At 74.4% G+C, this 23,707-nt stretch carries 22 protein-coding genes; 8 read left to right on the top strand and 14 right to left on the bottom strand.

What is annotated here, in order from left to right:
• The 4 genes from ABT014_RS19795 to ABT014_RS19780 form a co-directional block, all read right to left on the bottom strand.
• The gene (locus tag ABT014_RS19795) at nucleotides 1-1,557 is read right to left on the bottom strand and encodes a M28 family peptidase (RefSeq protein WP_350640280.1); all 1,557 of its coding nucleotides are present in this window, start codon (nucleotides 1,555-1,557) and stop codon (nucleotides 1-3) included.
• Nucleotides 1,558-1,760: 203 nt separating this feature from the next.
• On the bottom strand, nucleotides 1,761-2,648 hold the full coding sequence (locus ABT014_RS19790; RefSeq protein WP_350640279.1) for a hypothetical protein: 888 nt from the start codon (nucleotides 2,646-2,648) through the stop codon (nucleotides 1,761-1,763).
• Nucleotides 2,649-2,903: 255 nt separating this feature from the next.
• Nucleotides 2,904-3,500: an NADPH-dependent F420 reductase gene (locus ABT014_RS19785; RefSeq protein ID WP_350640278.1), complete on the bottom strand. Its 597-nt coding sequence runs from the start codon at nucleotides 3,498-3,500 to the stop codon at nucleotides 2,904-2,906.
• Between the two features lie 92 nt (nucleotides 3,501-3,592).
• Nucleotides 3,593-4,411, bottom strand: coding sequence for an inositol monophosphatase family protein (locus ABT014_RS19780; RefSeq protein WP_350640277.1), 819 nt, complete (start codon nucleotides 4,409-4,411; stop codon nucleotides 3,593-3,595).
• Between the two features lie 139 nt (nucleotides 4,412-4,550).
• Between ABT014_RS19780 and ABT014_RS19775 the strand changes: the two genes are divergently transcribed.
• Both ABT014_RS19775 and ABT014_RS19770 read left to right on the top strand, forming a co-directional pair.
• Nucleotides 4,551-5,453, top strand: a complete 903-nt coding sequence (locus tag ABT014_RS19775; protein WP_350640276.1) for a LysR family transcriptional regulator — start codon at nucleotides 4,551-4,553, stop codon at nucleotides 5,451-5,453.
• Between the two features lie 113 nt (nucleotides 5,454-5,566).
• Nucleotides 5,567-6,049 carry a hypothetical protein gene (locus tag ABT014_RS19770; RefSeq protein WP_350640275.1) on the top strand — a complete coding sequence of 161 codons (483 nt, stop codon included), beginning with the start codon at nucleotides 5,567-5,569 and terminating at the stop codon, nucleotides 6,047-6,049.
• Nucleotides 6,050-6,190: 141 nt separating this feature from the next.
• On the opposite strand, the gene ABT014_RS19765 is transcribed toward ABT014_RS19770, so the two are convergent.
• The 6 genes from ABT014_RS19765 to ABT014_RS19740 all read right to left on the bottom strand — a co-directional run bounded on the left by ABT014_RS19765 (nucleotide 6,191) and on the right by ABT014_RS19740 (nucleotide 12,415).
• The gene (locus ABT014_RS19765; protein ID WP_350640274.1) at nucleotides 6,191-6,571 is read right to left on the bottom strand and encodes a CBS domain-containing protein; all 381 of its coding nucleotides are present in this window, start codon (nucleotides 6,569-6,571) and stop codon (nucleotides 6,191-6,193) included.
• Nucleotides 6,572-6,749: 178 nt separating this feature from the next.
• Nucleotides 6,750-8,300 (bottom strand): DEAD/DEAH box helicase, encoded by a 1,551-nt coding sequence (locus ABT014_RS19760; protein WP_350640273.1) that lies wholly within the window; start codon nucleotides 8,298-8,300, stop codon nucleotides 6,750-6,752.
• Between the two features lie 369 nt (nucleotides 8,301-8,669).
• Nucleotides 8,670-8,873: a cold-shock protein gene (locus tag ABT014_RS19755; protein ID WP_030918248.1), complete on the bottom strand. Its 204-nt coding sequence runs from the start codon at nucleotides 8,871-8,873 to the stop codon at nucleotides 8,670-8,672.
• A gap of 604 nt (nucleotides 8,874-9,477) precedes the next feature.
• Nucleotides 9,478-10,230, bottom strand: coding sequence for a response regulator transcription factor (locus tag ABT014_RS19750; protein WP_350640272.1), 753 nt, complete (start codon nucleotides 10,228-10,230; stop codon nucleotides 9,478-9,480).
• A gap of 484 nt (nucleotides 10,231-10,714) precedes the next feature.
• Nucleotides 10,715-11,674 carry a hypothetical protein gene (locus tag ABT014_RS19745; protein ID WP_350640271.1) on the bottom strand — a complete coding sequence of 320 codons (960 nt, stop codon included), beginning with the start codon at nucleotides 11,672-11,674 and terminating at the stop codon, nucleotides 10,715-10,717.
• Nucleotides 11,675-11,851: 177 nt separating this feature from the next.
• Nucleotides 11,852-12,415 (bottom strand): hypothetical protein, encoded by a 564-nt coding sequence (locus ABT014_RS19740; protein WP_350640270.1) that lies wholly within the window; start codon nucleotides 12,413-12,415, stop codon nucleotides 11,852-11,854.
• Nucleotides 12,416-12,599: 184 nt separating this feature from the next.
• Between ABT014_RS19740 and ABT014_RS19735 the strand changes: the two genes are divergently transcribed.
• From ABT014_RS19735 to ABT014_RS19715, 5 genes are all read left to right on the top strand, one after another.
• Nucleotides 12,600-14,003 (top strand): ATP-binding protein, encoded by a 1,404-nt coding sequence (locus ABT014_RS19735; RefSeq protein ID WP_350640269.1) that lies wholly within the window; start codon nucleotides 12,600-12,602, stop codon nucleotides 14,001-14,003.
• 298 nt (nucleotides 14,004-14,301) lie between these two features.
• Nucleotides 14,302-15,504, top strand: a complete 1,203-nt coding sequence (locus ABT014_RS19730) for a choice-of-anchor A family protein (RefSeq protein ID WP_350640268.1) — start codon at nucleotides 14,302-14,304, stop codon at nucleotides 15,502-15,504.
• Nucleotides 15,505-16,289: 785 nt separating this feature from the next.
• Complete coding sequence (locus ABT014_RS19725) at nucleotides 16,290-16,514, top strand: peptidoglycan-binding domain-containing protein (protein ID WP_350640267.1); 225 nt, start codon at nucleotides 16,290-16,292, stop codon at nucleotides 16,512-16,514.
• 63 nt (nucleotides 16,515-16,577) lie between these two features.
• Nucleotides 16,578-18,254, top strand: coding sequence for a PAS domain-containing protein (locus ABT014_RS19720; RefSeq protein WP_350640266.1), 1,677 nt, complete (start codon nucleotides 16,578-16,580; stop codon nucleotides 18,252-18,254).
• A gap of 60 nt (nucleotides 18,255-18,314) precedes the next feature.
• Nucleotides 18,315-19,262, top strand: coding sequence for a lytic polysaccharide monooxygenase auxiliary activity family 9 protein (locus tag ABT014_RS19715; protein ID WP_350640265.1), 948 nt, complete (start codon nucleotides 18,315-18,317; stop codon nucleotides 19,260-19,262).
• A 67-nt stretch (nucleotides 19,263-19,329) separates the two neighbouring features.
• Here ABT014_RS19715 and ABT014_RS19710 read toward each other — a convergent pair whose 3' ends face one another.
• The 4 genes from ABT014_RS19710 to ABT014_RS19695 all read right to left on the bottom strand — a co-directional run bounded on the left by ABT014_RS19710 (nucleotide 19,330) and on the right by ABT014_RS19695 (nucleotide 22,666).
• Entirely contained in the window at nucleotides 19,330-19,635 is a 306-nt protein-coding gene (locus ABT014_RS19710; protein WP_350640264.1) for an excalibur calcium-binding domain-containing protein, read from the bottom strand.
• 88 nt (nucleotides 19,636-19,723) lie between these two features.
• Nucleotides 19,724-21,310, bottom strand: a complete 1,587-nt coding sequence (locus tag ABT014_RS19705) for a prepilin-type N-terminal cleavage/methylation domain-containing protein (protein ID WP_350640263.1) — start codon at nucleotides 21,308-21,310, stop codon at nucleotides 19,724-19,726.
• Nucleotides 21,311-21,387: 77 nt separating this feature from the next.
• Nucleotides 21,388-21,993 (bottom strand): hypothetical protein, encoded by a 606-nt coding sequence (locus tag ABT014_RS19700; protein ID WP_350640262.1) that lies wholly within the window; start codon nucleotides 21,991-21,993, stop codon nucleotides 21,388-21,390.
• A gap of 193 nt (nucleotides 21,994-22,186) precedes the next feature.
• Nucleotides 22,187-22,666 carry a hypothetical protein gene (locus ABT014_RS19695; RefSeq protein ID WP_350640261.1) on the bottom strand — a complete coding sequence of 160 codons (480 nt, stop codon included), beginning with the start codon at nucleotides 22,664-22,666 and terminating at the stop codon, nucleotides 22,187-22,189.
• Here ABT014_RS19695 and ABT014_RS19690 point away from each other — a divergent pair.
• Nucleotides 22,653-23,588 carry a type 2 periplasmic-binding domain-containing protein gene (locus tag ABT014_RS19690; protein WP_350640260.1) on the top strand — a complete coding sequence of 312 codons (936 nt, stop codon included), beginning with the start codon at nucleotides 22,653-22,655 and terminating at the stop codon, nucleotides 23,586-23,588. The genes ABT014_RS19695 and ABT014_RS19690 overlap by 14 nt on opposite strands.
• The last annotated feature ends 119 nt before the right edge of the window (nucleotides 23,589-23,707 follow it).

The following is a 23,707-nucleotide window of genomic DNA, read 5'->3' as shown; positions in this document are numbered from 1 at the left end:
CTACCGCTCGGCGCCGTGCCCTTCGCGCGGCGCCGAGCCGGCGGTGGCCCGGCCGGTGGGCGCGGCGGCGGGCCTCGCGGGGAGGGTGGAGAGGTCCCAGGCGTAGGTGCCGACCGAGTCCGCGATCACGTCGACGGAGATGTCGAGGGACCTGCGGTCGAGGTTGGCGAGGGTGTCGCAGGCCTGGTGGTAGCACGGGTCGTACGCCACCCCGGCGGTGCCGCCGTAACGGGCCGCCTGGGCCTCGGACTTGATGCCCTCCGCGCCGGTGTCGACGCCGCCCGCCGGGATCCCGGCCTCGATGAAGGGGCCGTAGTCGGAGCGGCCGGTGAAGTCGGTGCCCTCGTGCGGCAGGCCCCGGCGGTCCAGGTAACCGGTGATCCGCCGTTCCAGCTCCGCCGAGCCGGCCGGACCGGGCCCGGAGCCGGTGCGGTCGGAGTCGTCGCCGTCGTAGACGAAGCGGGCGCCGTTCGGCGAGGCGATCATGTCGAAGTTGAGGTAGAGCCGGATCTGCGCGCGCTGCGCCTCGGAGAGCGCGGCCACGTACTTCTCCGACCCGACCAGGCCGAACTCCTCGGCCGACCACCAGGCGAACCGCACCTTGTGCTGCACCCGGTGGCCCGCCAGCGCCTTGGCCACCTCCAGGATGCCGGCCGAGCCGGAGCCGTTGTCGTTGATCCCCGGCCCGGCCTGGACGGAGTCCAGGTGCGCGCCGACCAGGACGGTGTCGCGCTCGTCGCCGCCGCGGGTCTCGGCCAGCACGTTCCAGGTCCTGCGGGTCTCGTGGAAGGTGCGGATCTCCAGGGTGACCGTCACCCCGCCGTCCGCCGCCCGCGCCGCGAGCGCCTCGCCGCGGGCCCGGGTGATGCCACCGGTCGGGATCGCGGCGACCGCCGGGTCACCCAGGGTGCCGTTGAGGTCCCCGTCGGTGGTGTTCCAGACGATCGCGCCGACCGCGCCCGCGGCGGCGGCCGTGGCCTGCTTGACCGCGAAGCTGCAGCCGCCGCGCCGGATCAGCGCGACCTTGCCGGTGAAGGCGCCGGCCGGGTAGTCCGCGTCCTCGCAGCCGGTGGTGGCGTCCGGGGCGACCACCGCGAGGGGCGCCGTGAGGCCGCCGTCCGGGGTGCTCGCCGAGTAGGTCATCGCGAGCACCGGCAGGTCCTCGGGCGCGGGGCCGAGCACCGTCAGCCGCTCGGCCACGGTCTGCGCGTACTCGTAGTCGAACTCCTGCCGGGAGACCGCCAGTCCGGCGCGGCGGGCCTGCTCGGCGACGTACTCCGCGGACTCCCGGTGGCCGGGCGAACCGGCCACCCGGGTCCCGCCGTTGCGGTCCGCGATCCGCTGGAGCGCGCTCAGCGAGCGCAGGGCGCCGTCGGCCCCGGCCCGGCGGGTGAGCTCGCCGGCCAGCCACTCGGCGCGGGCGGCGCGGGCGCTCCCGGCGGACGGGCCGTCGGCGGCGGTGGCCTGGGCGGCGCCCGCCAGCAGCAGGGGCGCGGTGAGTGCGGCCGCGGCGAGGGCGGCGGGGAGAGCGGCGGTCCGGCGGTTCCGTACGGTCAAGGCGGGTCCTTCCGGCGGGTCCTGGACGGGGCGCCGGATGGGCGCCGCCGGACGGGAAACTACCGGCAACGGGATGGCATGGACACACCCAAGGCGCCGGACCGGCCGGAATTCACGCCATTGCCGGACACGCCGGTGCCGGACACGGCGGTGCCGCCCGGCGGCAGGGCCGGGCGGCACGTGGGCACGCGTGGGAGGTCGGGTCAGCCGGCGTAGACCCGCGCGGCGGCGATCGGGCGTTCGGCCACCGGGTGGGCGACGGTGGAGTTGACGCCCCAGCGGTACCCGGCGAACAGTTTGGTGACCGGGTCGGCGTAGAACACCACGTGCCCGTACCCCGCGCCGTCGTGCTCCACCCAGGTCGGGTTCTGCCCCGGCCGCTCCTCGATCCGGGTGTCCGGGAAGGCGCGGTAGATCGCCTCGGCCCCCGCCGAGGCGGCCGGGTTGCCGTGCGGGTTGCTGGTGCAGTCGATCACCTCGAAGACGTACGGCACCACCCCGGCCCCGACCTGGCTGTCGGCGGACGAGGCCCAACTGCCCTCGCGCTCGCGGATCATGACGATGTGACCGGTGTACGGCTCGGTGGTCTCCTCGCCGTCGTGGTCGAAGGCCACGAAGTCTCCGGGGCGCAGGTTCACCGGCTTGGTGACGGCGGTGAAATGCTGGATGGCGGCGGCGTTCGCGAAGCCGGCCCGGAACTTCTCGGCCGTCGGGTAGAGCTTGCCGGGCTCGGTGCCGAAGGCGTCCCGGAAGTACTGCGTGGTCGCCCAGCGGGTGGGGTCCGTCGCCTCGGCGGGCGTGCGCGGGCCGTAGGTGCGCTCCAGCACCAGCGTCACGAACGAGGAGCACTGGGCGAGCACCCGGTACTGCTCGGGGTGGCCCGGATCGCCCCGGACCGCGGCGGAGTTCTCGTCGGGGAACTGGCCCGCGAGCTTGTACCGGTTGGCCGGGTCGCCCCACGGCAGGCCGCGGAGGTACTCGATCAGCTGCTCCGCCTCGATCTGGTGCGGCGGCTTCAACTGGTACGGGCTCGCCGGCGGCACCTCGACCGCCGAGCGGCATCCCGCGGCGCCTCCTGCCACATCAGCCACACCCACCACCCGGGCCCAGGCGCGGCTGCTCGGTGGACGATCCCCTCGACCGGGAAGGCGGTGCGGTACGCGGTTCGCCGGCCGACGGGAGCCGGACGCGGGCGGCAGCCTCGCGCTCGACATCTCGGTGCCGGGCGGAGACGGCGAAGGGGCGACCCGTGCACGGGCCGCCCCTTTCCGTCGCTGTGCTGCCTGCCGCCCGGCCGGGCGCCGATGGCCGGCCGGCCGTCCGTTCCGGTGGTGGAGCTGGGTGGGTCAGCGGGCGATGGAGACCGCGAAGGGGGTGAAGCCCGTGGAGCGGATGACGTGCGGGACGAACAGGATCGCGGCCTCGGTGGCGCGGGCGGTCGTGATCCCGCCGAGGTCGGTGATCCACTCGGGGTGCCAGCCGAGGTCGGTGAGCAGGCCGTGGACGGTCTGCTTGGCCTGCTGGTCCTCGCCGGAGAGGAAGACGGTCGGCGGCTGGGTGAGGCTGGCGGGTGCGGTCATCACCGGGAAGAGCATGGTGTTGAGGGACTTGACGACGCGTGTGTCGGGGAGGGCCTCCTGGAGCTGCTCGGCGAGGCTGGAGCCGGGGTAGATCAGGTCGGCCGGCAGACCGTCCGGGCCGTCGGTGGTGGCGTTGGAGACGTCGATCAGGATCTTGCCGCGCAGTTCGTCGCGCAGGTCGGTGAGCAGCTTCAGCGAGCCCGCGCCGGGGGTGGCGTTGATGACGACCTCGGCGGCCTGCGCCGCGGCGGCGGCGTCGCCGGGCTCGCGGTCCGCGACCGTCACCTCGTGCCCTGCCAGGGTGAGGGCGGCGGCCAGGTTGCCGCCGACGCGGCCGTTACCGAGTACAGCAATCGTGGTCATGGTGAGGAAGTCCTTCCAGGGGGTGGGTCGCACCGTGCGCTAGGTCGTACGGTGCGGTGGTTCGTGGCGTGCGCTGGGTCGTGGCGTGCGGGTCAGCGGGAGAGCGTGGCGACCGTTTCGGCGTGGATGCCGGGGGCGGTGGCCAGGAAGCTTTCGCTCTGCGGGGTCCAGGGGCGGCCGTGGGCGTCGGAGACGCGTCCACCGGCTTCGGTGACGAGCAGCGCGCCGGGGAGCAGGTCGGCGCGGGCGCCGGCGAACTGCCAGAAGGCGTCGATACGGCCGGCGGCGAGGTTGGTCAGGTGCAGGGTGGCGGGGACGGCGATGCGCACGACGAGCGCGTCCAGGAGCATCGCGGTGATCGAGGAGCCGACGGCCCGCACCACGCTCTCGTCCTCGTCGGGGCGGGCCTGGCTGGTGGCCACGATGCCCAGGCCCAGGTCGGTGGTCGGGGCGACGCGCAGCGGCCGGCCGTCCAGGTGGGCGCCGGCGCCGGTGCGCGCGGTGTACGTCTCACCGGTCAGCGGCAGGTGGACCACGGTCAGCACCGGGCTGTTCTCCCGCACCAGGGTGGCGGTGACCGCCCACTCCGGCAGGCCGTGCAGGTGGTTGACGTTGCCCTCGGCCGGATCCACCACCCACCACTCACCGGGCGGCAGCGCACCGCCGTCCAACTCGTCCTCCACCCACCGGGCCTGCGGCCGCAGCCGCGTGAGGGCGGGCCGCAGGACCTCCAGCGCGGTGTCGTCGTTGACGGCGAGCGCGCTCATCAGCTCCTCGCGGGTCTCGTAGCGGACGATGTCGCCGAAGAGCTCGCGCAGCGCGGCTCCGGCCTCGCGCACGGCGGCGGTGGTCCCGGCGAGCAGGTCGGCGTCGGAGGTGGCGACGTCGACGGTCTGAAGGGTTTCGGACATGGCGGTGCTCCTGTCTGAGGAGAGGGGGTCGAGGGGCGGTCCGGCCCGACCGGGCGTTCCGTTCCGTGCTCTGGTAACGACGATAGGCAGCCCGATGATTAACATCAAATGCATGTCAGGAACGCCTAGAGTTACTCGCATGCAACTGGATCTGAACCTGCTCGCCGCACTCGACGCACTGCTGGAGGAGGGCAGCGTGACCGGCGCGGCCGCGCGCCTCCACGTCACCGCCCCCGCGATGAGCCGCAGCCTCGGCCGGATCCGGCGCACCACCGGGGATCAGATCCTGGTGCGCACCGGCCGCACGATGACACCGACGCCGTACGCGATCGCCGTCCGGGCCCAGGTGCACGAACTCCTGCAGCAGGTCCAGGGAGTGCTGGCACCGAGCCGGAGACTCGATCTGGCGACCCTGGAGCGCACTTTCACCCTCCGCTGGCACGATTCCCTGGTCGCCACCAGCGGCCCCGCGCTGCTCGCGGCCGTACGCGACCAGGCGCCGGGGGTACGACTGCGGTTCGTCGCGGAATCGAGCACCGACTCGCCCGAGTTGCGGCGCGGCGAGGTCGACCTGGAGGCGAACGCCAACCGTCCCGGCGCACCGGACATCCGCGCCGAGAAGGTGGCCGAGATCCACCTGGTCGTCGCCCTGCGGCGCGGGCACCCCCTCACCCGCCACCAGGCCGTCACCGCAGAGCAGTTCGCCGCCGCCGAGCACATCACCGTCTCCCGGCGCGGCAACCTCGTCAACGCCCTCGACGACGCCCTCGCCCGGCTCGGCCTCGCCCGCCAGGTGGTGGCGACCGCACCCACCGAGGCCGCCGCACTGGAGTTCGCCCGCGACTCCGACCTCCTGGTCACCGTCCCCGAAGCCACCACCCACCGCGCGGTCACCGACCTCGGCCTGGCCGTACTCCCCCTCCCGCTCGAACTGCCGTCGGCGCCGATCCACCTCTCGTGGCATCAGCGCTACGACACCGACCCCGCCCACACCTGGCTCCGCGGCCAGGCACGCACCGCACTGACCGCGGACGGCTCCTGACGTACCGGGACCCGCGAACGTAGCCCGTGACGACAGGTCGCGGGAGCACGCCCGGGCCTCGAGTGGCCGCCCGACGGCCGGTACGTGGCCGGTGTGCCGGTCGTTGAGCCGGTGTGAGCGATCCGATGGAGCATCACGGCGGGGTGCCGGCGCCGGTACGGTGGGTGTTCGTGGTGCGCGAGGCGGCGTTCGGACCGCCGTTCGCCGAGGCCTTGCTGGAGGTCGGCCCGCCGCTGTACGAGCAGTTGGCGGGGGACGCGGTGGACAGCGGGTTCGTCCTGGCCGCGGGTGAGCCGCCGGCCACGACCGCCGAGGTCCGGCTGCGGGCCGGTGCCCTGGTGGGCCTCGTCCTGGTGGGAGGGCGTCGGACCTGGGAGCCCGCCGAGCCGGCCGTCCTGTCGCCCGGGTGGCTGGCCGCGGCGGACGCCCGGGGCGGAGTGGTGATGGTGCTGGCGCCCCCGGCGACACTGCCGCCCACCGACCCGCGGGCGAGTGCGGAGACCCTGAAGGCGGCGTTCAGCACCGCACTGGAGGCGGCCCGGGAGCGGGGTCGACTGCTGCACGGCATGGCCGCCCTGACCGTCGAGGGCGCCTGACCGCCTACCGGCTCGGCGCCGGTCCCGGGACCTCCGGCACCTCGAAGGCCCGCTGCACGTTCGGGGGACCGATCCACCGCTGCTGCCGCAGGAGGGGATCCGGCGCGGGAGGGACTCGTCCCGCCCGGATCCCCCACGGTCCTACAGGTCGAGCAGGCCGATGACGTGACCGTCGCGGTCCACGACCGGCCACACGTCGAGCCCGCGGGAGCGCATCGCGGCCGCCGCGGCGGCGATGGGCATGCCGACGGTGGCGAACGGACCGCGGTCGAGGACCACGTCGCGCACCGGGGTGCGCTCGGTGTACCAGGACCGGGCCTGGAACGGTGCCAGGTGCAGACGGGTCAGCAGCCCGGCGCAGCGGCCGTCCTCGTCGCGGACCAGGAGGTGGTCGGCGCCGGAGCTCTGCATGATGTCCATCGCCGTGTCGACCATGACGTCGTCGCCGATCTGCAGCTCCGGGTGCTTCATGAGGTCGCCGACGGTGGCGGCGGTGGCGGGCTGTTCGACGGTGGCGGGCATGGACGGGCTCCTTGGTGTCTCTCCCGCCGAGGCCGGCGGTGGGCGGGGCACTGCAGGGGGAGGGCCGGCGGGGTCGGCATGGCGCTGCCGGGCGGATTCCCGGCACTGACGCGGCGGGAATCCGGGGCCGGGCGAGCTGCGCGGGCCGGCTCGCGGCGCGAGCCCGGTCCGGTGGCGGCTACCCGGCGAGCGCGGCGCGCGCGGGTGCCCGGCGGCGGTCGGCGGCGGGGCGGGCGCCGCCGGCGGTGTAGGCGCCGCGAGCGCGGCGGTTACGGCTCGTGGAGGTGGTGCGGCGGGGGCGTTCGACGACGGGAGCGGCGATCACGGTGGGGATGCCGGTGGGCACCCGGGCTCCGGTGATGCGGGCCAGGTCCTCGTCGCCGGCGCTGACCCGGGTGGTGACGGGGGTGATGGCGGCCGTGGTCATCATGCGGGCCATCTCGCGGCGCTGGTTGGGCAGCACGAGGGTGACGACGGTGCCGGACTCGCCGGCCCGGGCGGTGCGCCCGCCGCGGTGGAGGTAGTCCTTGTGGTCGGCCGGCGGGTCCAGGTTGACGACGAGGTCCAGCCCGTCGATGTGGATGCCCCGGGCGGCGACGTTGGTCGCGATCAGTGCGGTGACCTGGCCGGTGCGGAACTGCTCCAGGGTGCGGTTGCGCTGCGGTTGGGACTTGCCGCCGTGCAGGGCGGCCGCCTTCACCCCGTTCGCCAGCAGGTCCTCCACCAGGCGGTCCGCGCCGTGCTTGGTGTCGATGAACATGATCACTCCGCCGTCGCGCGAGGCGATGTGGGCGATGGTGGCGTTCTTGTCGGAGCTCTGCACGTGCAGCACGTGGTGTTCCATGGTGCTGACCGCGCCGGCGGACGGGTCCACCGAGTGGGTGACCGGGTCCTTCAGGAAGCGGCGCACCAGGCGGTCGACGTTGCGGTCCAGGGTGGCGGAGAACAGCATCGTCTGGCAGCCCTCGGCCACCTGCTCGAGGAGTTCCGTGACCTGCGGCAGGAAGCCCATGTCGGCCATCTGGTCCGCCTCGTCGAGGACCGTGACGCCGACCCCGTCCAGCTGGCAGTCGCCGCGCTGGATCAGGTCCTTGAGGCGGCCGGGGGTGGCCACCACGACCTCCGCCCCGCGGTTCAGCGCCTGCGCCTGGCGGCCGATCGACATCCCGCCCACCACGGTCGCCAACCGCAGACGCACCGCGTGGGCGTACGGGGTGAGTGCGTCGGTGACCTGCTGCGCGAGCTCACGGGTCGGGACCAGGACCAGGGCGAGCGGGCGGCGCGGCTCGGCCCGCTGCCCGGCGGTGCGGGCCAGCACGGCGAGGCCGAACGCGATGGTCTTGCCGGAGCCGGTGCGGCCCCGCCCGAGGACGTCGCGCCCGGCCAGCGAGTTCGGCAGCGTCGCGGCCTGGATCGGGAACGGCGAGGTGACGCCCTGGCGGGTCAGCACCGACAGCAGGGCCTTCGGCATGTCCAGCTCGTCGAACGTCTCGACGGCGGGGAGCGCGGGGGTGGTGCTCACCGGCATCGCGAACTCGCCCTGCGGGGAAGAGCCTTGACGGGCGCCGCGGCCGGAGGTCGGCCGGCGACCGGAGCTGGGCCGGTCACCGTAGAAGGAACTGCCACCGGAGCGGGAGCCGGTGCCGGAGCGGGAGCCGGCTCCGGAACGGGATCCCGTGCCGGAGCGGGAGGTGGCGTTCTGGTAGGAGGAGCGACTGGAGCGGTTCATGCGGGAGACCTTCCTCGGGGCGGCACGTCACGAGGAAGGCTCCGCGGCGCAGGGCAGCGCGGAGACCGCAAGGGAACGGGCCGGATGGGTGACGGGGTGGGGCGTGGACGGCAGAACCGTGCGGCACGTCACCTCGGTCGGCGCTCACCGCGCAGTGGCGGGAGCGAGGAACCTCGAAGCCGTGGGGGGTCCACGGCAGGGGCCGATCCGGACGCGACGCCGTGCGTCTCGCGTGGGACGGCCGCCGGTGGCGGAGCCAGGGGACCCTGGGGGCCGGGAGGATGCGCTTGGCGCAATGCCGAAGGGCCCGCACCGGGCATGTACGCGGTGCGGGCCCCTCGCTGCTGGGCGGGTGCCGTGGCAGAAAAACTACAGCGGGCGAATGTTCTCGGCCTGCGGGCCCTTCTGGCCCTGCGTGACGTCGAACTCGACCTTCTGGCCCTCGAGCAGCTCACGGAAGCCGTTGGCGTTGATGTTCGAGTAGTGGGCGAAGACGTCGGGGCCGCCACCCTCCTGCTCGATGAAGCCGAAGCCCTTTTCCGCGTTGAACCACTTCACAGTGCCATTAGCCATAAAAAATCTCCTTCAAGGGCTGTCCGAAATCCGCACAGTACGGACTTCGAGTCGCCGTGATGAGCACCCACCCGCCCGAAGAGCACGGGAAACAAAAATGCGCCTGCAGAACATCAGCAGGCGCACACAAAGTTCATGGGAACCACTACTGCAACTAGGACGACAGTAGCAGGCCGCGGCCCGTTGCGGTGGGACATTTCCGGCCCGGATCTCCGGGGTCCGCCCCTGGAGCTGCCGGGGCCGAGCCGACAGGGCTTTCAACGTGCCTGGCGAGCAGGCCGGTTGACCGAATCGATCACTCCGCACGGCCGACCGCAGGTGCGACGTGTCGGCCCTCACGTCGGCGGCCACCGGGGTCGGATCCCCCTGCCGGCGCCGCCGAGGGGGCGAGCCGGCCACGCCGTTCCCCGTCCCCCGGAAATCGAATGCGCCGGGAAGGTCGACCCCGCCGCTTTCCGGCGCACATCGGGGCCGACAGCGGAATTCGCAGCCCCATGCCCCCCTCCCGCCCGCCCCGGAAAGGCTCGGGAACCGTCGCTGCCGCACGGGTCGGACCACCTCCGTTCCGGCGGCTTCCGCAGGGGACACGCAGGCGCTCGGGGTTTCAGTGACGGTCGTCCGGGGCTTCGAAGCGGAAGCCGACGCCGCGCACGGTGTGGAGGTAGCGGGGAGCGGTGGGGGTCTCGCCGAGTTTGCGGCGGAGCCAGGAGAGGTGGACGTCGATGGTCTGGGCGCTGCCGTAGCTGTCCTGCCACACCTCGGCGAGGATCTGCTTGCGGGTGATGACCGCGCCGGGGCGGGCGGCGAGATGGGCGAGCAGGTCGAACTCGCGTCGGGTCAGGTCGAGCCGTTGTCCGTCGAGGCTCGCCTCGCGGCGGCGGATGTCGACGGTGAGCCCGCCGACCTCGAGGAGGTGGGTGGTCGGGGGCGCCGCGGCGGCGGAGCGGCGCAGCACGGCGGCGATCCGGGCGCTCAGGTGACTGCCGGAGAACGGCTTCACGAGGTAGTCGTCGGCACCGTCGTTGAGCAGCCGGACGATGTCGTTCTCGTCGTCGCGCGCGGTCGAGATGATCACCGGCACATCGGTCACGCTGCGGATCATCTTGAGCACGTCGGCGCCGTCCAGGTCGGGCAGGCCGAGGTCGAGCACCACCAGGTCGCAGCCCGCCCCCGCCACCTCGCGCAGCGCGCCGAGCGCGGTGCCGACGCTGCGCACGGGGTGGCCGACGGAGGTCAGGTGGCGGATCAGGACGGTGCGCAGGAACGGGTCGTCCTCGACGACCAGGACGGTCGGCGCGTTCGGGTGCGGCGCTCCGGGGGCGGGGGGCGCCAGGTGCCGCGCGGATGGTTCGGGCATGCTCGGGCTTTCTCGTGGGCAGGTGGATCCGGCCTCGGCGGAGCCGTGCACAGGCGGGCCGCGGGCGAGGCAGGGGGCGGGGGCGGCGAACTGCCGGGTGGTCGTGCGGCGTCCACCGCCTGGCGGAGACCGAACGGCGGCTGTTGAGTACCCCTCCCCCCGGCATCCGCTCCGGAGTGCCGCTCACACCTGCTCGACCTGAAAGCCCTCGGCCACTCCCCCGCCGCCCGGGAACCGGCGGCGGCCGGCACGGTGGAGCACCGGTCGCACGGGCGTGACCCGCGGTGAAACCTGAGGGTGGCTCAGGAGAAGGAGCATACAGTTGATCATTTGATCAACTGCTCCGGTTGGGCGTGCTACCTGCGGTAGTCCGTCCGGATCGGCAGTGGACGGGCCGGCGCCCGGCCGGTCGGCACCCGGACGGTCGGCACCCGTCGCCGGCGGCCACGGTCCGTGGCCGTGCGCCCCGGAGCGGAGTGCCCGGTCAGTCCACCGTCCACTGCCAGGGCGCCGGTCCGCGCTCCCCGCGCAGGCAGGAGAGGCGGTGCAGCGCCCCGCGGTGGTGCCGGGCGCCCAGCGCGGCCCGGCGCACCTCGCGGAGGGTGTCGGCGAGCGCCAGGATCTCCCGCAGCACGGCGTAGCCGCTCCACGGCGCCAGGTCGCCCCCGTAGGGCAGCCCGGGGCCGAACCGGGCGTAGGCGGCGGCGAACTCCGGGTACCCGTCGTCCTGTCCGTGCAGCAGGTCGGCACGCCAGCGGGCGGCCGCCAGATCCCATGCGCGCTGCCCGCGCAGCAGCGGCCGGGTGAGCACCAGCTGCCGGGTGCCCCGGTGCTCGTCGCAGAGCGCCGGGTGACGTCCCGCCAGGATCGTGGTCGGCGGGGTCGGCCGGTCGAGCTGTCGCCAGTGGTCGGCCGGCAGCGCCGACCGGTCGCGGATCCACTCGGCGTCGCCGGCCCGCAGCACCGCCCGCTCCAGCCCGTCCAGCAGTCCGTCGAACGGGTCGTGGTCGCTGGTCGCGGAGGGCGGTGGCGGGGGCAGCAGGTGCACGGCGGCGGCCGCGTAGGCGGCGGCGGACGGGTCGCCGCCGTCCCGCCTGCCCCGGGGACGCTCCCAGAAGGTCACGAAGCGGGAGCCGCCGGCGACGGCCCGGTCGAACCGCGGCAGCAGCACGTCGAGGCCGCAGTCCCGGACCCGGTGGGCGGCGGCCATCAGCGGATGGGCCTGCCAGGCCCGCTCGGGCGGGTGCACGTAGGCCAGCGCGTCGGCCCGGGGCAGCGACCAGACCGCGAAGGCCTCCTCCTCCCCGGTGAACTCGGCCTGTTCGGCGGGGAGTCCGAGGGCGGCCGCGGCCCGGGCCACGGCCTCGTGGTCGGACTCGATCCGCTGCGCGCGGGCGGCGTTGCCCAGGCGGATCAGGGTACGGGTACGCGGTCCTGGCGACATGGGGGTCCTTCCTGGGGTGGCTCCGCCCCGGGCCGCGGGGCCGCTCCGGACCGGCGGGGGCGGCACGGGGGATGCGGCGGCGGAAGCGACGCTAGGGGACCTGACGACCGGCGGGCAGCCCTGTTGGGGTTTCCTGAGGCGCAGTTGGGGACTTCTTCGAAGTCCGGCCCGGCACGGTCACTGCTCGTAGGTCTCCACCAGCGGCGGGTGCCCGTTCCAGGTGGCGAAGACCGAGGAGGTGTGACCGTCCTTGGTGAAGTCGACCCGCAGCCAGGTGTCGGTGCGCCACGTCCGGACGGCCCAACCGGGGGCGGGCGAGGCCGAGATCAGGGTCGCCGAGTCACGGCCGAGGGCCAGCGCCACCTGGCCGCCCCGGACGGTGTAGCCACGGCTGTCGCCCGACCCGCCGGCCGTGGCCGAAGCGGCAGCCGTCGCGGAGGCGGTCGCCGTGGCGGACGGGGTGGCCGTCCGCGGGGCGGCGGCCGAGGGGCTCGGGGTCGGGGCGGACGGGCCGGTGCTCCTGGGGGCGGTGGTCGCGGGCGGGCCGGCGGACGGGGCGGCCGCCGCGGCGGGGACCGGTGGCAGGGCGCCCGGGTGGGCGCCGGTCCGGTCGGGCACGAACACCGTGTCCGGCGGCCCGAAGACCGCCTCCCGCAGCACCAGATTGACACCCGCCCAGGAAATGGCGGCCGCCGCCGCGGTGGCGGCGAGCCACGCCGTTGCCAGGGTCCGGATTCGCATGGCCGCCATCCTGCACCACGCCACCGGGATTGCGGACACCGAGGTGGGGGTTGTACGGCGGATTGGTACCGGGGCCGTCGGGTGGTGTATTCATCAGCGACAACCGGAGCTCTCGAATCGCGGGTGGGAATATGTCGTGGACGTGGCGGGCAATACCCCGGGCGCGGCAGCGGTGAGGGGTGGAATGGCCCGGTTCGCCGTCGCCGTGGCGGCAATGGTCGCGCTGGCGTTCCTGATACCGCTGGCGCTGACCGTCCGCGAGTTCGCCCGGGAGCGGGCGTTCACCCAGGCCGAGCAGCAGGCCGCCGCGATCGAGCCGGTCCTGGTGGTGACGGTCGAGCAGGAGCAGCTGCGGCGGGCGCTGGCGAGCATCCCGGCGGGCCGGGCGGAGCGGATCGCGGTCCATCTGCCGTCCCGGGCGGTGGTCGGGGCACCGCACGCGGAACCCGCGCAGGTGGGGGTCGCCGCCGGGCAGGGCCGGTCGTACACGGCGCGGGTGCCGGGCGGCTACGCGGTGCTGCGGCCGGTGGTGGTGGAGTCCGGGGAGGTCGCCGTGGTGGAGGTGTACCTGCTGGACGCCGACCTGACCCGGGGCCTGTGGAGCACCTGGCTGGTGCTCGGCGGGGTGGCCGCCTGCCTGGTGGTGATCTCCAGCCTGGTCGCGGACCGGCTCGCGGCCCGGCTGGTGGGCGCCACCCGGGACCTGGCGGCGGTCGCCCGCACCCTGGGCTCGGGCGACCTGAACGCGGTCGCCGACACGCGCGGACCGTACGAGCTGCGCGAAGTGGGGCTGGCGTTCAACGCGATGGCCCGGCGGATGCGGCAGATGATCACCGCGGAGCGGGAGTTCGTCGCCGACCTCTCGCACCGGCTGCGCACCCCACTGACGGCGCTGCGGTTCACCGCGACCGCGCTCGACGACGGCCCGCTGGCCGACCAGACCCGCGAGGTGGCGGACTGGCTGGAGCGCGAGGTCGACTCGGTGATCGCCGGCGCGCGGGCCGGCAGCGGCGGGCGGCGCGAGCCGGCGCAGTGCGACGCCGCCGAGGTGCTCGGCGAGCGGATGGCGTTCTGGTCGGCGCTGGCCGAGGACCAGGGCCGCCGCTGGGAGTGGACGGCCGACCCGGGACCGGCCCCGGTGCCGGTGGGGCGGGTGGACCTGGCCGCCGCGCTGGACGCCGCGCTCGGCAACGTCTTCCGGCACACCCCGCCCGGCACCGGCTTCGCGGTGGCGCTGCGGACCGGCGAGCAGGTGGTGATCTCGCTCGGCGACGCGGGGCCCGGCATCGCCGACCCGGCGGCCGCGCTGCGCCGCGGCCACGGCGCTGCCCGGAACGGCTCCACCGGGCTCGGCCTGGACATCGTCCGCCGGCTGGCCGAGGACGCGGGCGGCGGGCTGCGCCTGGGCCGGGCCGCACTGGGCGGCGCGGAGGTCGAACTGACGCTGCCGGCCGGCCCGGCCCCGGCGCTGTTCGTCGCCCCGGCCGGACCGCGGCGGCGCGCGGGCGGGCGGCGGCGCGGGCTCCGTCCGGTCCGTCCGGCCGGGTCCGGCGCGACCTTTCGAGGGGCCCGGCGCGGGGAGTTGTAGTTTCTTAAAGGACGGCAGGAAATGCTTTAAGGCTTCCGTTGCCGGAACGTTATCGGGGCACTTTTCGACGGCCGCGGCGCTGTTAGAGTCCGGTGCCGTGAAGACCGGAACCATAAACCTCGCCCGCATTTCCGTACCGCTTTCCGTGGCGCTCGCCACGACGGCCTGCTCGGGAATTCTCCTCGCCGGTTCGGCACAGGCGGCCGACCCCGTTCCCGGAAACGGTCGGTCGGCCGCCTGCCCGGGCGTCGGCCAATTCCCGCCGATCGGCCACGACCCGAAGTTCACCGACGGCAATGTGGCACTGTTCGCCGGCGGCAGCTACTCCGTCACCGACGGCGCCGCCGAGGCGGAGGGCCTGCTGGTGGTGGCCGGGGACGCCACCTTCGCCAAGAACCCCGGCGGGGTGTTCAACGTCGGCCGGGTCGGCGCCGGTTCGGGCATCCTGCCCGCCTCCGGCCAGGTGATGCTGGCCGTCGGAGGGAACCTGCGGATCGCCAAGGGCACCACGGTCGACATCGGCTCCGGGCTGATCACCGGGCCCGGCTACGGCGGCGGCGTCCGGGCCGGCGGCCGCATCGACGAGCAGGGCGTCCTGCAGACCAACGGCGGCGACCGGCGCTCGGGCGAGGGCGCGGCGGCCGCGCTCGACCCGTACGCGGGCTTCGGCGCGACCGTGCAGGCACAGTCCGCCGCGCTCGGCGCGCTGAAGCCCACCGGCACCACCAAGGCGGCCGGCGGCACGGTGACCTTCCGCAGCACCGGCCCGTCCGACGGCGGCCTCCAGGTGTTCGAGATCGCCTCCGCCGACCTGGACGGGGCGTCCACCTTCGTCTTCGAGTCGATCCCGGCGGACGCCTCGGTGCTGGTCAACGTCACCGGCACGCACGCCGTGTCGATCTCGCCGATGGCGGTCGGCTACAACGGCGACCGGGTCGACCTGTACAGCTCCGCGCACTTCGGCGAGGCCTCCGCCAAGGTGCTCTACAACCTGCGGGAGACACCCGCGCTGACCCTCGGCGGCGGCGGCAACTTCATCGGCTCGCTGCTGGCCCCCAAGGCGTCCGCCGACCTGACCGCGAGCACCAACGGCCGGGTGTACGTCGGCGGTGACGTCCGCACCCACGGTTCCGGCAACGAGAGCCACAACTACCCGTGGACCGGCACCCCGGTGTTCTCCTGCACGCCCACCCCGCAGCCCCCGACCACGCCGAGCCCCGCTCCGACGCCCAGTACCCCCGGCACCGTGCCCTCCCCCACGCCGAGCACCCCCACCGGGCACAAGCCCTCCCCGACGCCCACCGCCCCGAGGTCGACCACGCCCGGCGCACCCGTCCCGTCCGCTTCGCCCAGCACTCCGGCGGAGCGCACCCCCGGCACCTCGCTCGCCTTCACGGGCTCCACGGGCACCTTCGCCATCGCCGGGGCCGGGGTGGCCACGGTGGCCGTCGGCAGCGCCCTCCTGATGGGCTCCCGACGACGCCGCCGACGCGGCAACTGACACCCCCCGGCCGCGGGCGCGGCACCCCGGACGCCGCGCCCGCACCCCGCCTCGACCTGACGCCCGTCCCACCCGCCCCTCCCGCTGCGCCCCGACGCCCGACCGCCCCCACCCGGAGGGACCGCACCATGTCGTACCCGCGCTGCACCGACTGCGGTCGGCCAAGGACCGGGGACGTGTGCCCCTGCGCCCGCACGTCCGTCGAACCCGTCCCGCTGGTGCGGCCGTACGCCCCGCCCGCCCACCGCTCCGAACGCCCGGCGCCACCAGCACAGTTCACCCTTCCCGGGACGCCCGAGCCGCAGGGCGCGACGAGCCTGGGCGGGTACGCGATCACCCCGGCCCGGGTCCTCCCGGCCGGCTCCGGGCCGCGGGGCGGCGCGCACCGGCTCCGGGCCTGGACCGCACGCCGTGCCGGTGTCCTCCTGGTCTCCTCGTGCGTCCTCGCGGTGTGCGGCGCCGGCCTGTGCGCCACCCTGCCGGGCATGCCGCGCACACTGCGCGCCGACCCTCCGCCCCCGACCCTGGCGCTGCCGCTCCCACCGCCCGATCCCTCCCCCGCGACCACCGCAGTGCCGTCCGTGCCGTCCGCCTCGCCGAGCCCCACCGGAGGCCCCACCGCCCCACCGAGCAGCACCATCCAGCCCCGGCCGACCACCCCCCGCACTCCGGCCACCCCCACCGGACGTCCGTCGGCGCCCGTCACGCCGTCCCCCGGGCGGAGCACCCCGGCCCCCGCCCCGCCCAGCAGTCGGCCACCGACGCCCACCGCCGACCCAGGGCCGGTGCTGCGGTACGGCGACAGCGGCCCGGCGGTGCGCCGCCTGCAGACCCTGCTGCTGGACCTGGCCTGCGCGCCGGCGCGCTACCGGCACACCACCGGGATCTTCGACGACTGGACCAGGTCCGTCCTGACCTCGTTCCAGCGCGGCGCGGGCGTCCACGGCGAGGACGACACGTACGGCCCGGCCACCCGGGCGGCGCTCGAAGCCACCGTGCCGCACTGCTGAACCGCACCCCACCGACCCCCGACGACCGACGACCGACGACCGACCTCCGACGGAACGGACATCGTGAACGCTCCCCTGCCCGGCGACGTGCTCGCCGCGGTCCTCGACGCCCTGCCCGACCCGGTCCTGCTGATCAACAGCAACGGCACGGTGCTCGCCGCCAACTCCCCCGCCCACCAGGCGTTCCAGGCCCCGGGCACGGTGCTGGTCGGCCTGGGCGTCCTCGACCTGCTGCCCGGGTTGGACCCGCGCCGGATCCCGGGATCGATGCGGCCGGCGGACGGCCCGGGGCCCGCCGAGACCGTCCGGACCACCGCCCGCCGGACCGACGGCACCGCCTTCCCCGCCGAGATCCGCACCAGCGAACTCGACAGCGGCCCGGCCGCCCTGCTGATGCCGTCCACCGCTCACGCCCCCACCGGCCTCCTCCTGCTGGTCGCCCGCGACCTGACCGACAGCCGGCGCATCCACCGCGAACTGCTGCGGCTGCGCGCCGAGACCGAGACGGTGCTGCGCACCTGCTCCGAGGGGCTCCTCGGGATCGACGCCGAGGGCCGCTGCGTCCTGGCGAACCCGGCCGCGCTGCGCCTGCTGCGCTACCGGCCCGACGAGATCTCCGACCTGCCCGTCCAGTCCCTGCTCCAGCCGGGAGCGCCCGCCGCCCCGCCCGCGGTCCTCACCGCGCTCGCCACCGGCCGGCGCTGCGGCGGGACCGCCCTGCTCCGCCGCAGCGACGGGCTGCCGGTCGCCGTCGACCTGCAGGCCGTGCCCGTGCACGTCGACGGGCAGGTCGTCGGCGCGATGATGGCGTTCACCGACCGGAGCCGCGAACTGGCCGCCGAGGCGGAACGCGCCCAGCTGACCGCCCTGCTGCGCGATCGCCTCGGACCGTCCACGGCCGTGCTCGCCGACCGGCTGGCCCGGCTGGCGCACGACCCGGCGTCCCGGCTGTGGCCCGAGGCGGTCGGCGAACTGCGCGAGCTGGCGGGGGAGTTCGCCAGCTCACGGGAGCTGGTCGAGGTGGCCCTCGCCGACTGCCCGCCGCCCGCCGGGGCCGTCGATCCGGTGCGCGCCGAGCCGGTGCGCGCCGAGCCGGTGGAACTGCGCCAGGTGCTCTGCCGGGCCGTCGACCGGGCCAGCTCCCTCGCCGGTTCCGGCCGGGTGCGGTTCACGGTGCACGCCGCCGCCGTCGAGGTCAGCGCCGATCCCTACCTGCTGGCCGAGGCACTGGCCCACCTCGCCGCCGACGCGGGCGGCGCCGGGCCGACCACCGACCCGGTGCCCGGGGACCCGAGGGACGGCCAGGACCCACCGACGGTACGGCTGGCCGGCGAGCGGGACGGCAGCGGGGTCCGGATCGAGATCACCGGCCCGGGCGGCCACGGCAGCTCCGGGCACCTGCCACTGGCCCGCGAGATGGTCGCGGTGCACGGCGGGGTGCTGCAACCGCGTCGCCCGACCGACCGACCGGGCATCACCTACGTCGTCGACCTGCCGCTCGTCCCCGTCGATCGGCCGGCGTTCGGCGGCCCCGAGCGGCCCGCGCCGGGCACCGGGCGTCGGCGCGCCCGCCCCGCAGCCGTCCCCGAACTGCCCCACGGGGCAGCGATCGCGGCCCTGCCGGCCAGGATCGCGCAGCCGGCCCTCGGCCCGGCGCCCACCGCGGCACGCGTCGCGGCGGCCGGGCGGCACCGCGCCGCCCCCACGCCGCCGGGAGCGGCCGCACTCCACCTCGCCTGACACGCCGTCAGGTTCGTCACTCACCCCCACCGGTCCGTGCCCCGAAGGGAAATCACCCCCATGCCCCCGTACCGCCGGCTGCTCGCCCCCGGACTGCTCGTCGCCGCCTGCACCGTGGCCGCCACCGCCGGAACCGCCCAGGCGCACGGCTCGCTCCAGAACCCGCTCAGCCGGCTGGAGGGCTGCTACCTCGAGGGCGCCGAGCACCCGAAGTCGGCCGCCTGCCGAGCAGCCGTCGCCACCGGCGGCACCGCCGCACTGTACGACTGGATGAGCCTGCGGATCGGCGACGCGGCCGGACAGCACCGCCGGCTGATCCCGGACGGCAAGCTGTGCAGCGCCGGGAACGACCTGTACAAGGGGCTGGACCTGCCACGCGCCGACTGGCCCGCCACCAACCTGAGGTCCGGAGCGCCCTTCACCTTCGAGTTCCGCGCGACCGCGCCGCACAAGGGCACCTTCCAGCTCTTCCTGACGAACTCCGCCTACTCCCCCACCAAGCCGCTGACCTGGGCCGACCTCGACCCGCAGCCGTTCCTCACGGTCACCGACCCGCAACTGTCGAACGGTTCCTACCTGCTCCCCGGCAAGATCCCCGCCGGGCGGACCGGACGGCAGCTGATCTACGTCATCTGGCAGCGCTCGGACAGCCCCGAGGCCTTCTACTCCTGCTCCGACGTGGTCTTCGACGGCACCGGCACGGCCGCCACCGCACCCACCGCACCCACCGCCACCCCGAGCGGCACCATGGCCGGGCACAGCCACGACGCCGCACCTCCGTCCTCCCCCACGTCCAGCCTCACGCCCACCCCGAGCACGGCTCCACCCTCCGCCCCAGCGATGCCCACGGCGACGCCCACCGCGCTCGACCGGCCGCAGCAAGCCGCCCGGAGCGGCCCGGACCGCTCCACCGGCCTGATCGCCGCGATCTGCGCCGCCTTCCTGCTCTCCGGGGTGACCCTGCTGTTCCGCCACCGGCTGCGCCACGGCCGGGGCACCCACCGCTGAGCGGGACCACCGCGCCGGGTGACCGCGCGCGTCACCCGGCCGGAGCGGCACCGTGCTTCGCCTCCTGCTACGTCGGCGGCGACCTGATCGGCTCCGTGATCGGCGCGCCGTCCAGGTCGGTCAGGAAGTCGCGCTGGACCGGCTTGCCGTCCTTGGGCCCCGGGAGGCCCGGGCACGCGATGCCGTCGCCGTCCCGATCGAGTGCGTTCGGATCGAGGGCGTCCGCCCGCAGCACGGCCTGCGCGTCGGCCTGCGCCTTGAAGGCGTCGCAGTCGACGACATGCCCCTGGTGCACGTACGGAGCGACGTCGAACGGGCGCGCCGGGGGCCCGTCGCCGCCTCCGCACGCGGTCAGGGTGATCGCCGCGATCACACCGATGACCGCGAGGGAGGTACGACGAGACGGTCGTGGCCGATGTTCCCGACCCTCGTGGGTGGTGCGTGGCTGGTCCGGCATGGTCCTAGGCCGCCGATCCGGTCCGGAACACGGCGACCGTTCCGTTCACCGGATCGACCGCGTACACCTTGCCCGTGGTGTTGTCGGCGGCCAGCGCGCCGAACTGGCGAGGTGCGCCGAGCGGAGCCTGCGTCAGCAGTGTGCCGCCGTCGGCCGACCCGAGACCGCCGGGCCCGCCGTCGCCGCTCTGCTGAGCGAAGAAGACCCGGTTGAAGTTCTTCAGTACGACGGTCTTGTGCGCCTGGTTCCCGGGAGCGCTCGACGTGCCGCAGACCGATGCCTGGCCCGTGACGGTGGTGCCGACGATCCGGTCGATGCGGCCGCCGCTGCCGCCGCAGTTCGTTCCGCCTCCCGAGTACACGTACACCGACCCGGCCGCAGCGTTGTGGAGCACCGCGAAGGGCAGCAGGGGCGATCCCACCAGGTCGTTGATCGGTGTCGAACTGCCGTCGGCGGGGTTGACGGCGATCGTCGTCGCGACGGTCGCCCACTTGCCCGAGGGATTCGCCGGGTTCGGGACGCACCGCCTGGCCAGGAGGTAGACCAGGTTGCGGCCGGGGTCGACGGCGATGCTGCCCCGGGCGCTGCCGCCGACGAGGACGTCCCCGGCGTTGGCGAGGTTGCAGCTCGTCCTGGTCGGGTACCGTGCCACGACGGTGGCGGTGTGGGTCTGCGCGGAGATGCCGAAGAGGCCGATGCCGGCGGCTTCGCCGTCGCCGAGGCCGAGGTTCGCCTTGGCGAGGTACACGGCGTGGTGCACGGGGTCGAAGGCGAAGTCCATGCCGGCGCCCACGGGCACGACTCCGGCCAGGGGCAGGGGGATCGGCGTCGCCGAGGAGCTGCCGGCCAGGATGTAGGCGACCGCCGAGGAGCCGACGGTGCCGCCGCCCACGTAGACGTCGCCGTTCTCGGGCGAGACGGCCAGGCCGGCGACGGTCGTCGTGTAGCCGCTGACGCGGGTCACCTGGTTGCCGTGGGCCGTGTCGATGACCGCGACGCCGCCCGTGCCCCCGACATAGACCTGCCCCGTGCCGGGGTTGACCGCGATCCGGGTCGGGTCCGACACGGCGCCGGAGACGCTGATCGGCGCACCGATCGGGGTGTCGGTCCTGCCGTCGATCACCGTCACGTCGTTGCTGCCGGTGGACACCACGTACACCCGGTTCGCCTTCTCGTCGACGGCGAGATCGGCCGGGTTGGTGCCGGCCGGGACGGCGTCCGCTCCACGCTCGGTCGCCGTGGAGGTGTCGTGCAGCACGAACGAGGACTTCTCGCCCCGGCCGCACCTGTTCTCCTCGCCGACCTCCACCATGGTGTACACCGGCTCGCCGGTGAGCAGTCCGTCGGCCTTGAGGTCGTCGACCGTCCCGTACCGTCCGTGCTTCGCGCAGTAGGACTCCTCCGCCGTTCGCAGCGTGGCCGCGTCGGCGGCGATCGCGCTCCTGCGGCCCTTGTCGCCGACGCCCCGGACGGAGAACACCACGATGGCGGCGAGGACGCCGAGGATCACGATGACCACGAGCAACTCGACGAGGGTGAAGCCGTCCTGGCGTCCGGCACGCGGTGGGGAAGGGCGATGATCGGTGGTCATGGCAGTGGGTGCTTCCTTCGATCGATGGTTCACGTTCGACCCGGGCCCACGTGCGGGCCGGTGCGGTGCCACGGTGCTCACCGCCGCACGGGCTTGACGTCCTTGGGTGCCGGCAGGTCGGGACAGGCGATGCCGTTACGGTCGTCGTCGAGGTGGTTCGGGTCGGCCGGACCGAAGCGCAGAACGGCCTGCGCGTCGGCCTGGCTCGCGAAGTCCCGGCAGTCGTAGGCGTCGGTGCCGAAGCGCAGGAAGTAGCGGGCGTCGAACGGTCGTTCCGGCTGCGGGCAGCGCGCGCTGCGAGTGTCACCGGGGCCGCATCCGCCCTGCTGGGCGGTGACGGCGACCGGTGTGGTGTCGCGCGGTTCCGGCAACCCGCGGCAGGCGACACCGCCGCCGTCGTCCAGCCGGTTCGGATCCTCGGGGTCGGCCCGCAGCACCGCCTGGGCATCCGCCTGACTGGCGAAGTTGACGCACTCGAAGGCGTCGCCGTGGGTGGCGTACTCCTTCGGGTCGAACTCCTTGCCGTGCGGGCAGAGCGCGCTGCGCTGGGTGCCGGGCGTGCACCACGCGGGGTCGGACTTGCGGGCCTTGGCGGCCGGGTCCGATCCACCGCGCGCGACGAACGCCACGACGGCGACGGCCAGCACGGCCACCCCGAGGACCAGCACACCCCACCTGGTCACGCGCGAACTCGACAGTCTGCTCACCAGTGCCACACCACGTCTCTGCCCATCGTGCCGCCAGCCGCTTCCCTGCGCATGGCAACGGACCGACGGCCCTCGGCCGCCGGCCCCGCTGCAGGCTGGATACGGGCATTACATCCACCGCTCCTGTGGTTGTCAACCATTGACTACTGACCTGACGAGTGACCACCATCTAGGCATGTGCGGTGCCGTCGTGCCCGTAAGCCTCGCAAATGCCAGGGCAGTTCGGACGATTGCCCGATCCCGCCGGCAGGGTGCCCGTCGCAGTTCGGACGTTCACCCGATGCCACCGGCCGGGCGCCCGCGCGACGCCCGCCGCCACCCGGATCGATGAGGAGCAACAGATGCAACAGAGGTCGAGGCGCGCATGGAGCGCCCCGAATGCCGCCCGCAACACGCTGCGCCGGATACGGAACGCGTTCGCGGTGGGCGCTCTCGCGACGGCGCTGATCGCCGTCGCGTCGCCGGTGGCGTCGGCCACCACGAACGCGCAGGTCGGTATCGCGAACAACATGTACCCCGCGGCGCGGGACATGAAGGGGACGATCGCGTCGCTCGAGTCGTTCACCGCGTTCACCGCGAACACCGCGTCGCAGGTCGGCGGGTTCTGGAACAAGCCGGCGATCGACACGTCGACGATGCGCGGGATCACCTCGGGCAACCTGCGCCAGCAGCTGAAGAGCGCGGGCCCGTACACCACGTGCAACCCGTCCTCGTCCAACAACTGCGTCGACGGGCCGCTGCACATCGACGCGTTCCTGTCCGCCGACGCGACCAACGTGGACGCGGTGATCCCGACCATCGACGGTGGCACCTGCACGGCGAGCGCGAGCGTCGAGTGCAACGGCACGGCCTCCAGCCGGCACGCGGTGGCCATCGGGCACCTGGCGATCTACAGCTGCAGCGGCAGCTGGTCCGGCTCGACCAAGGGTGACGACCCGTCCAACGGCGCGACGCCGCCGCTGGCGTTCGGTGCGGACGCCAACGGCAGCGGCAACGGCAAGGCGCAGTCGCCCCGTTGCGACGCGGCGGCGGTCTCCGGCGGCGCCCCCACCACGATGTCGGGGGTCGTGAGCTGGCTCGCGACGAGCGGGCACCGGATCGCGGTCGCCGACCCGGCGTCCGCGCCGTTCGGTGCGGCGTCCAAGCAGGCGCTGATCCAGAACGGCTTCTCCTGGGTCACCAGCGGCGTGGGCCAGAACGTCTTCACCGGTAGCGCCTGCGACAGCGCGGGGACGGCGTGCAAGGTGCGCCTGGAGTCCGGCATCAGCCAGGTGCGGGGCGCGGTGACGGCGAACGCCGGCGGCAACACCCAGCTGGGCCTGGTGGCGAAGTCGAACATCATGCACGTGAGCTGGACGTCGAGTTCGCTGAACGGCACCACCGGCAACGACCCCAACACCTGGACCGACGTCGATTCGAGCGACTACTCCGGCTACGGGGAGATCGAGCAGTACGGCGTCGCCCTGACCGGTGGCAACGCCGGTGCAGCGGCCGCCTGGGACGACCTGTTCAACAACAAGTGGGACGTCAACAGCACCATCCAGTCGACCCTCGCCGCGTACGGCTACTAGGCGGTCCGGAGCACTGCGCGCGGGGCCGTCGGCCGGGCAGCGACACCGCCCGCCGGCGGTCCCCCGCGGACCGGCGGTCGTACCGCCGGAGTGCGTCACCCACTCTCGTTCACCAGGCC

The organism is Kitasatospora sp. NPDC094015, from assembly GCF_040304075.1.
In the GTDB taxonomy this organism is placed as follows: domain Bacteria; phylum Actinomycetota; class Actinomycetes; order Streptomycetales; family Streptomycetaceae; genus Kitasatospora.
Note: the sequence above shows the minus strand (reverse complement) of the source record. Positions and strands in the feature narration are given on the sequence as shown.

Bases quoted from the DNA above. Each gene is read 5' to 3' on its own strand.
- ABT014_RS19740 (WP_350640270.1), bottom strand. From the start codon at position 12,415: ATGCGAATCCGGACCCTGGCAACGGCGTGGCTCGCCGCCACCGCGGCG.
- ABT014_RS19705 (WP_350640263.1), bottom strand. From the start codon at position 21,310: ATGACCACCGATCATCGCCCTTCCCCACCGCGTGCCGGACGCCAGGAC.
- ABT014_RS19750 (WP_350640272.1), bottom strand. From the start codon at position 10,230: ATGCCCGAACCATCCGCGCGGCACCTGGCGCCCCCCGCCCCCGGAGCG.
- ABT014_RS19715 (WP_350640265.1), top strand. From the start codon at position 18,315: ATGCCCCCGTACCGCCGGCTGCTCGCCCCCGGACTGCTCGTCGCCGCC.
- ABT014_RS19760 (WP_350640273.1), bottom strand. From the start codon at position 8,300: ATGAACCGCTCCAGTCGCTCCTCCTACCAGAACGCCACCTCCCGCTCC.
- ABT014_RS19755 (WP_030918248.1), bottom strand. From the start codon at position 8,873: ATGGCTAATGGCACTGTGAAGTGGTTCAACGCGGAAAAGGGCTTCGGC.
- ABT014_RS19690 (WP_350640260.1), top strand. From the start codon at position 22,653: ATGCGCGGGATCACCTCGGGCAACCTGCGCCAGCAGCTGAAGAGCGCG.
- ABT014_RS19780 (WP_350640277.1), bottom strand. From the start codon at position 4,411: ATGTCCGAAACCCTTCAGACCGTCGACGTCGCCACCTCCGACGCCGAC.
- ABT014_RS19735 (WP_350640269.1), top strand. From the start codon at position 12,600: ATGGCCCGGTTCGCCGTCGCCGTGGCGGCAATGGTCGCGCTGGCGTTC.
- ABT014_RS19745 (WP_350640271.1), bottom strand. From the start codon at position 11,674: ATGTCGCCAGGACCGCGTACCCGTACCCTGATCCGCCTGGGCAACGCC.
- ABT014_RS19765 (WP_350640274.1), bottom strand. From the start codon at position 6,571: ATGCCCGCCACCGTCGAACAGCCCGCCACCGCCGCCACCGTCGGCGAC.
- ABT014_RS19785 (WP_350640278.1), bottom strand. From the start codon at position 3,500: ATGACCACGATTGCTGTACTCGGTAACGGCCGCGTCGGCGGCAACCTG.
- ABT014_RS19775 (WP_350640276.1), top strand. From the start codon at position 4,551: ATGCAACTGGATCTGAACCTGCTCGCCGCACTCGACGCACTGCTGGAG.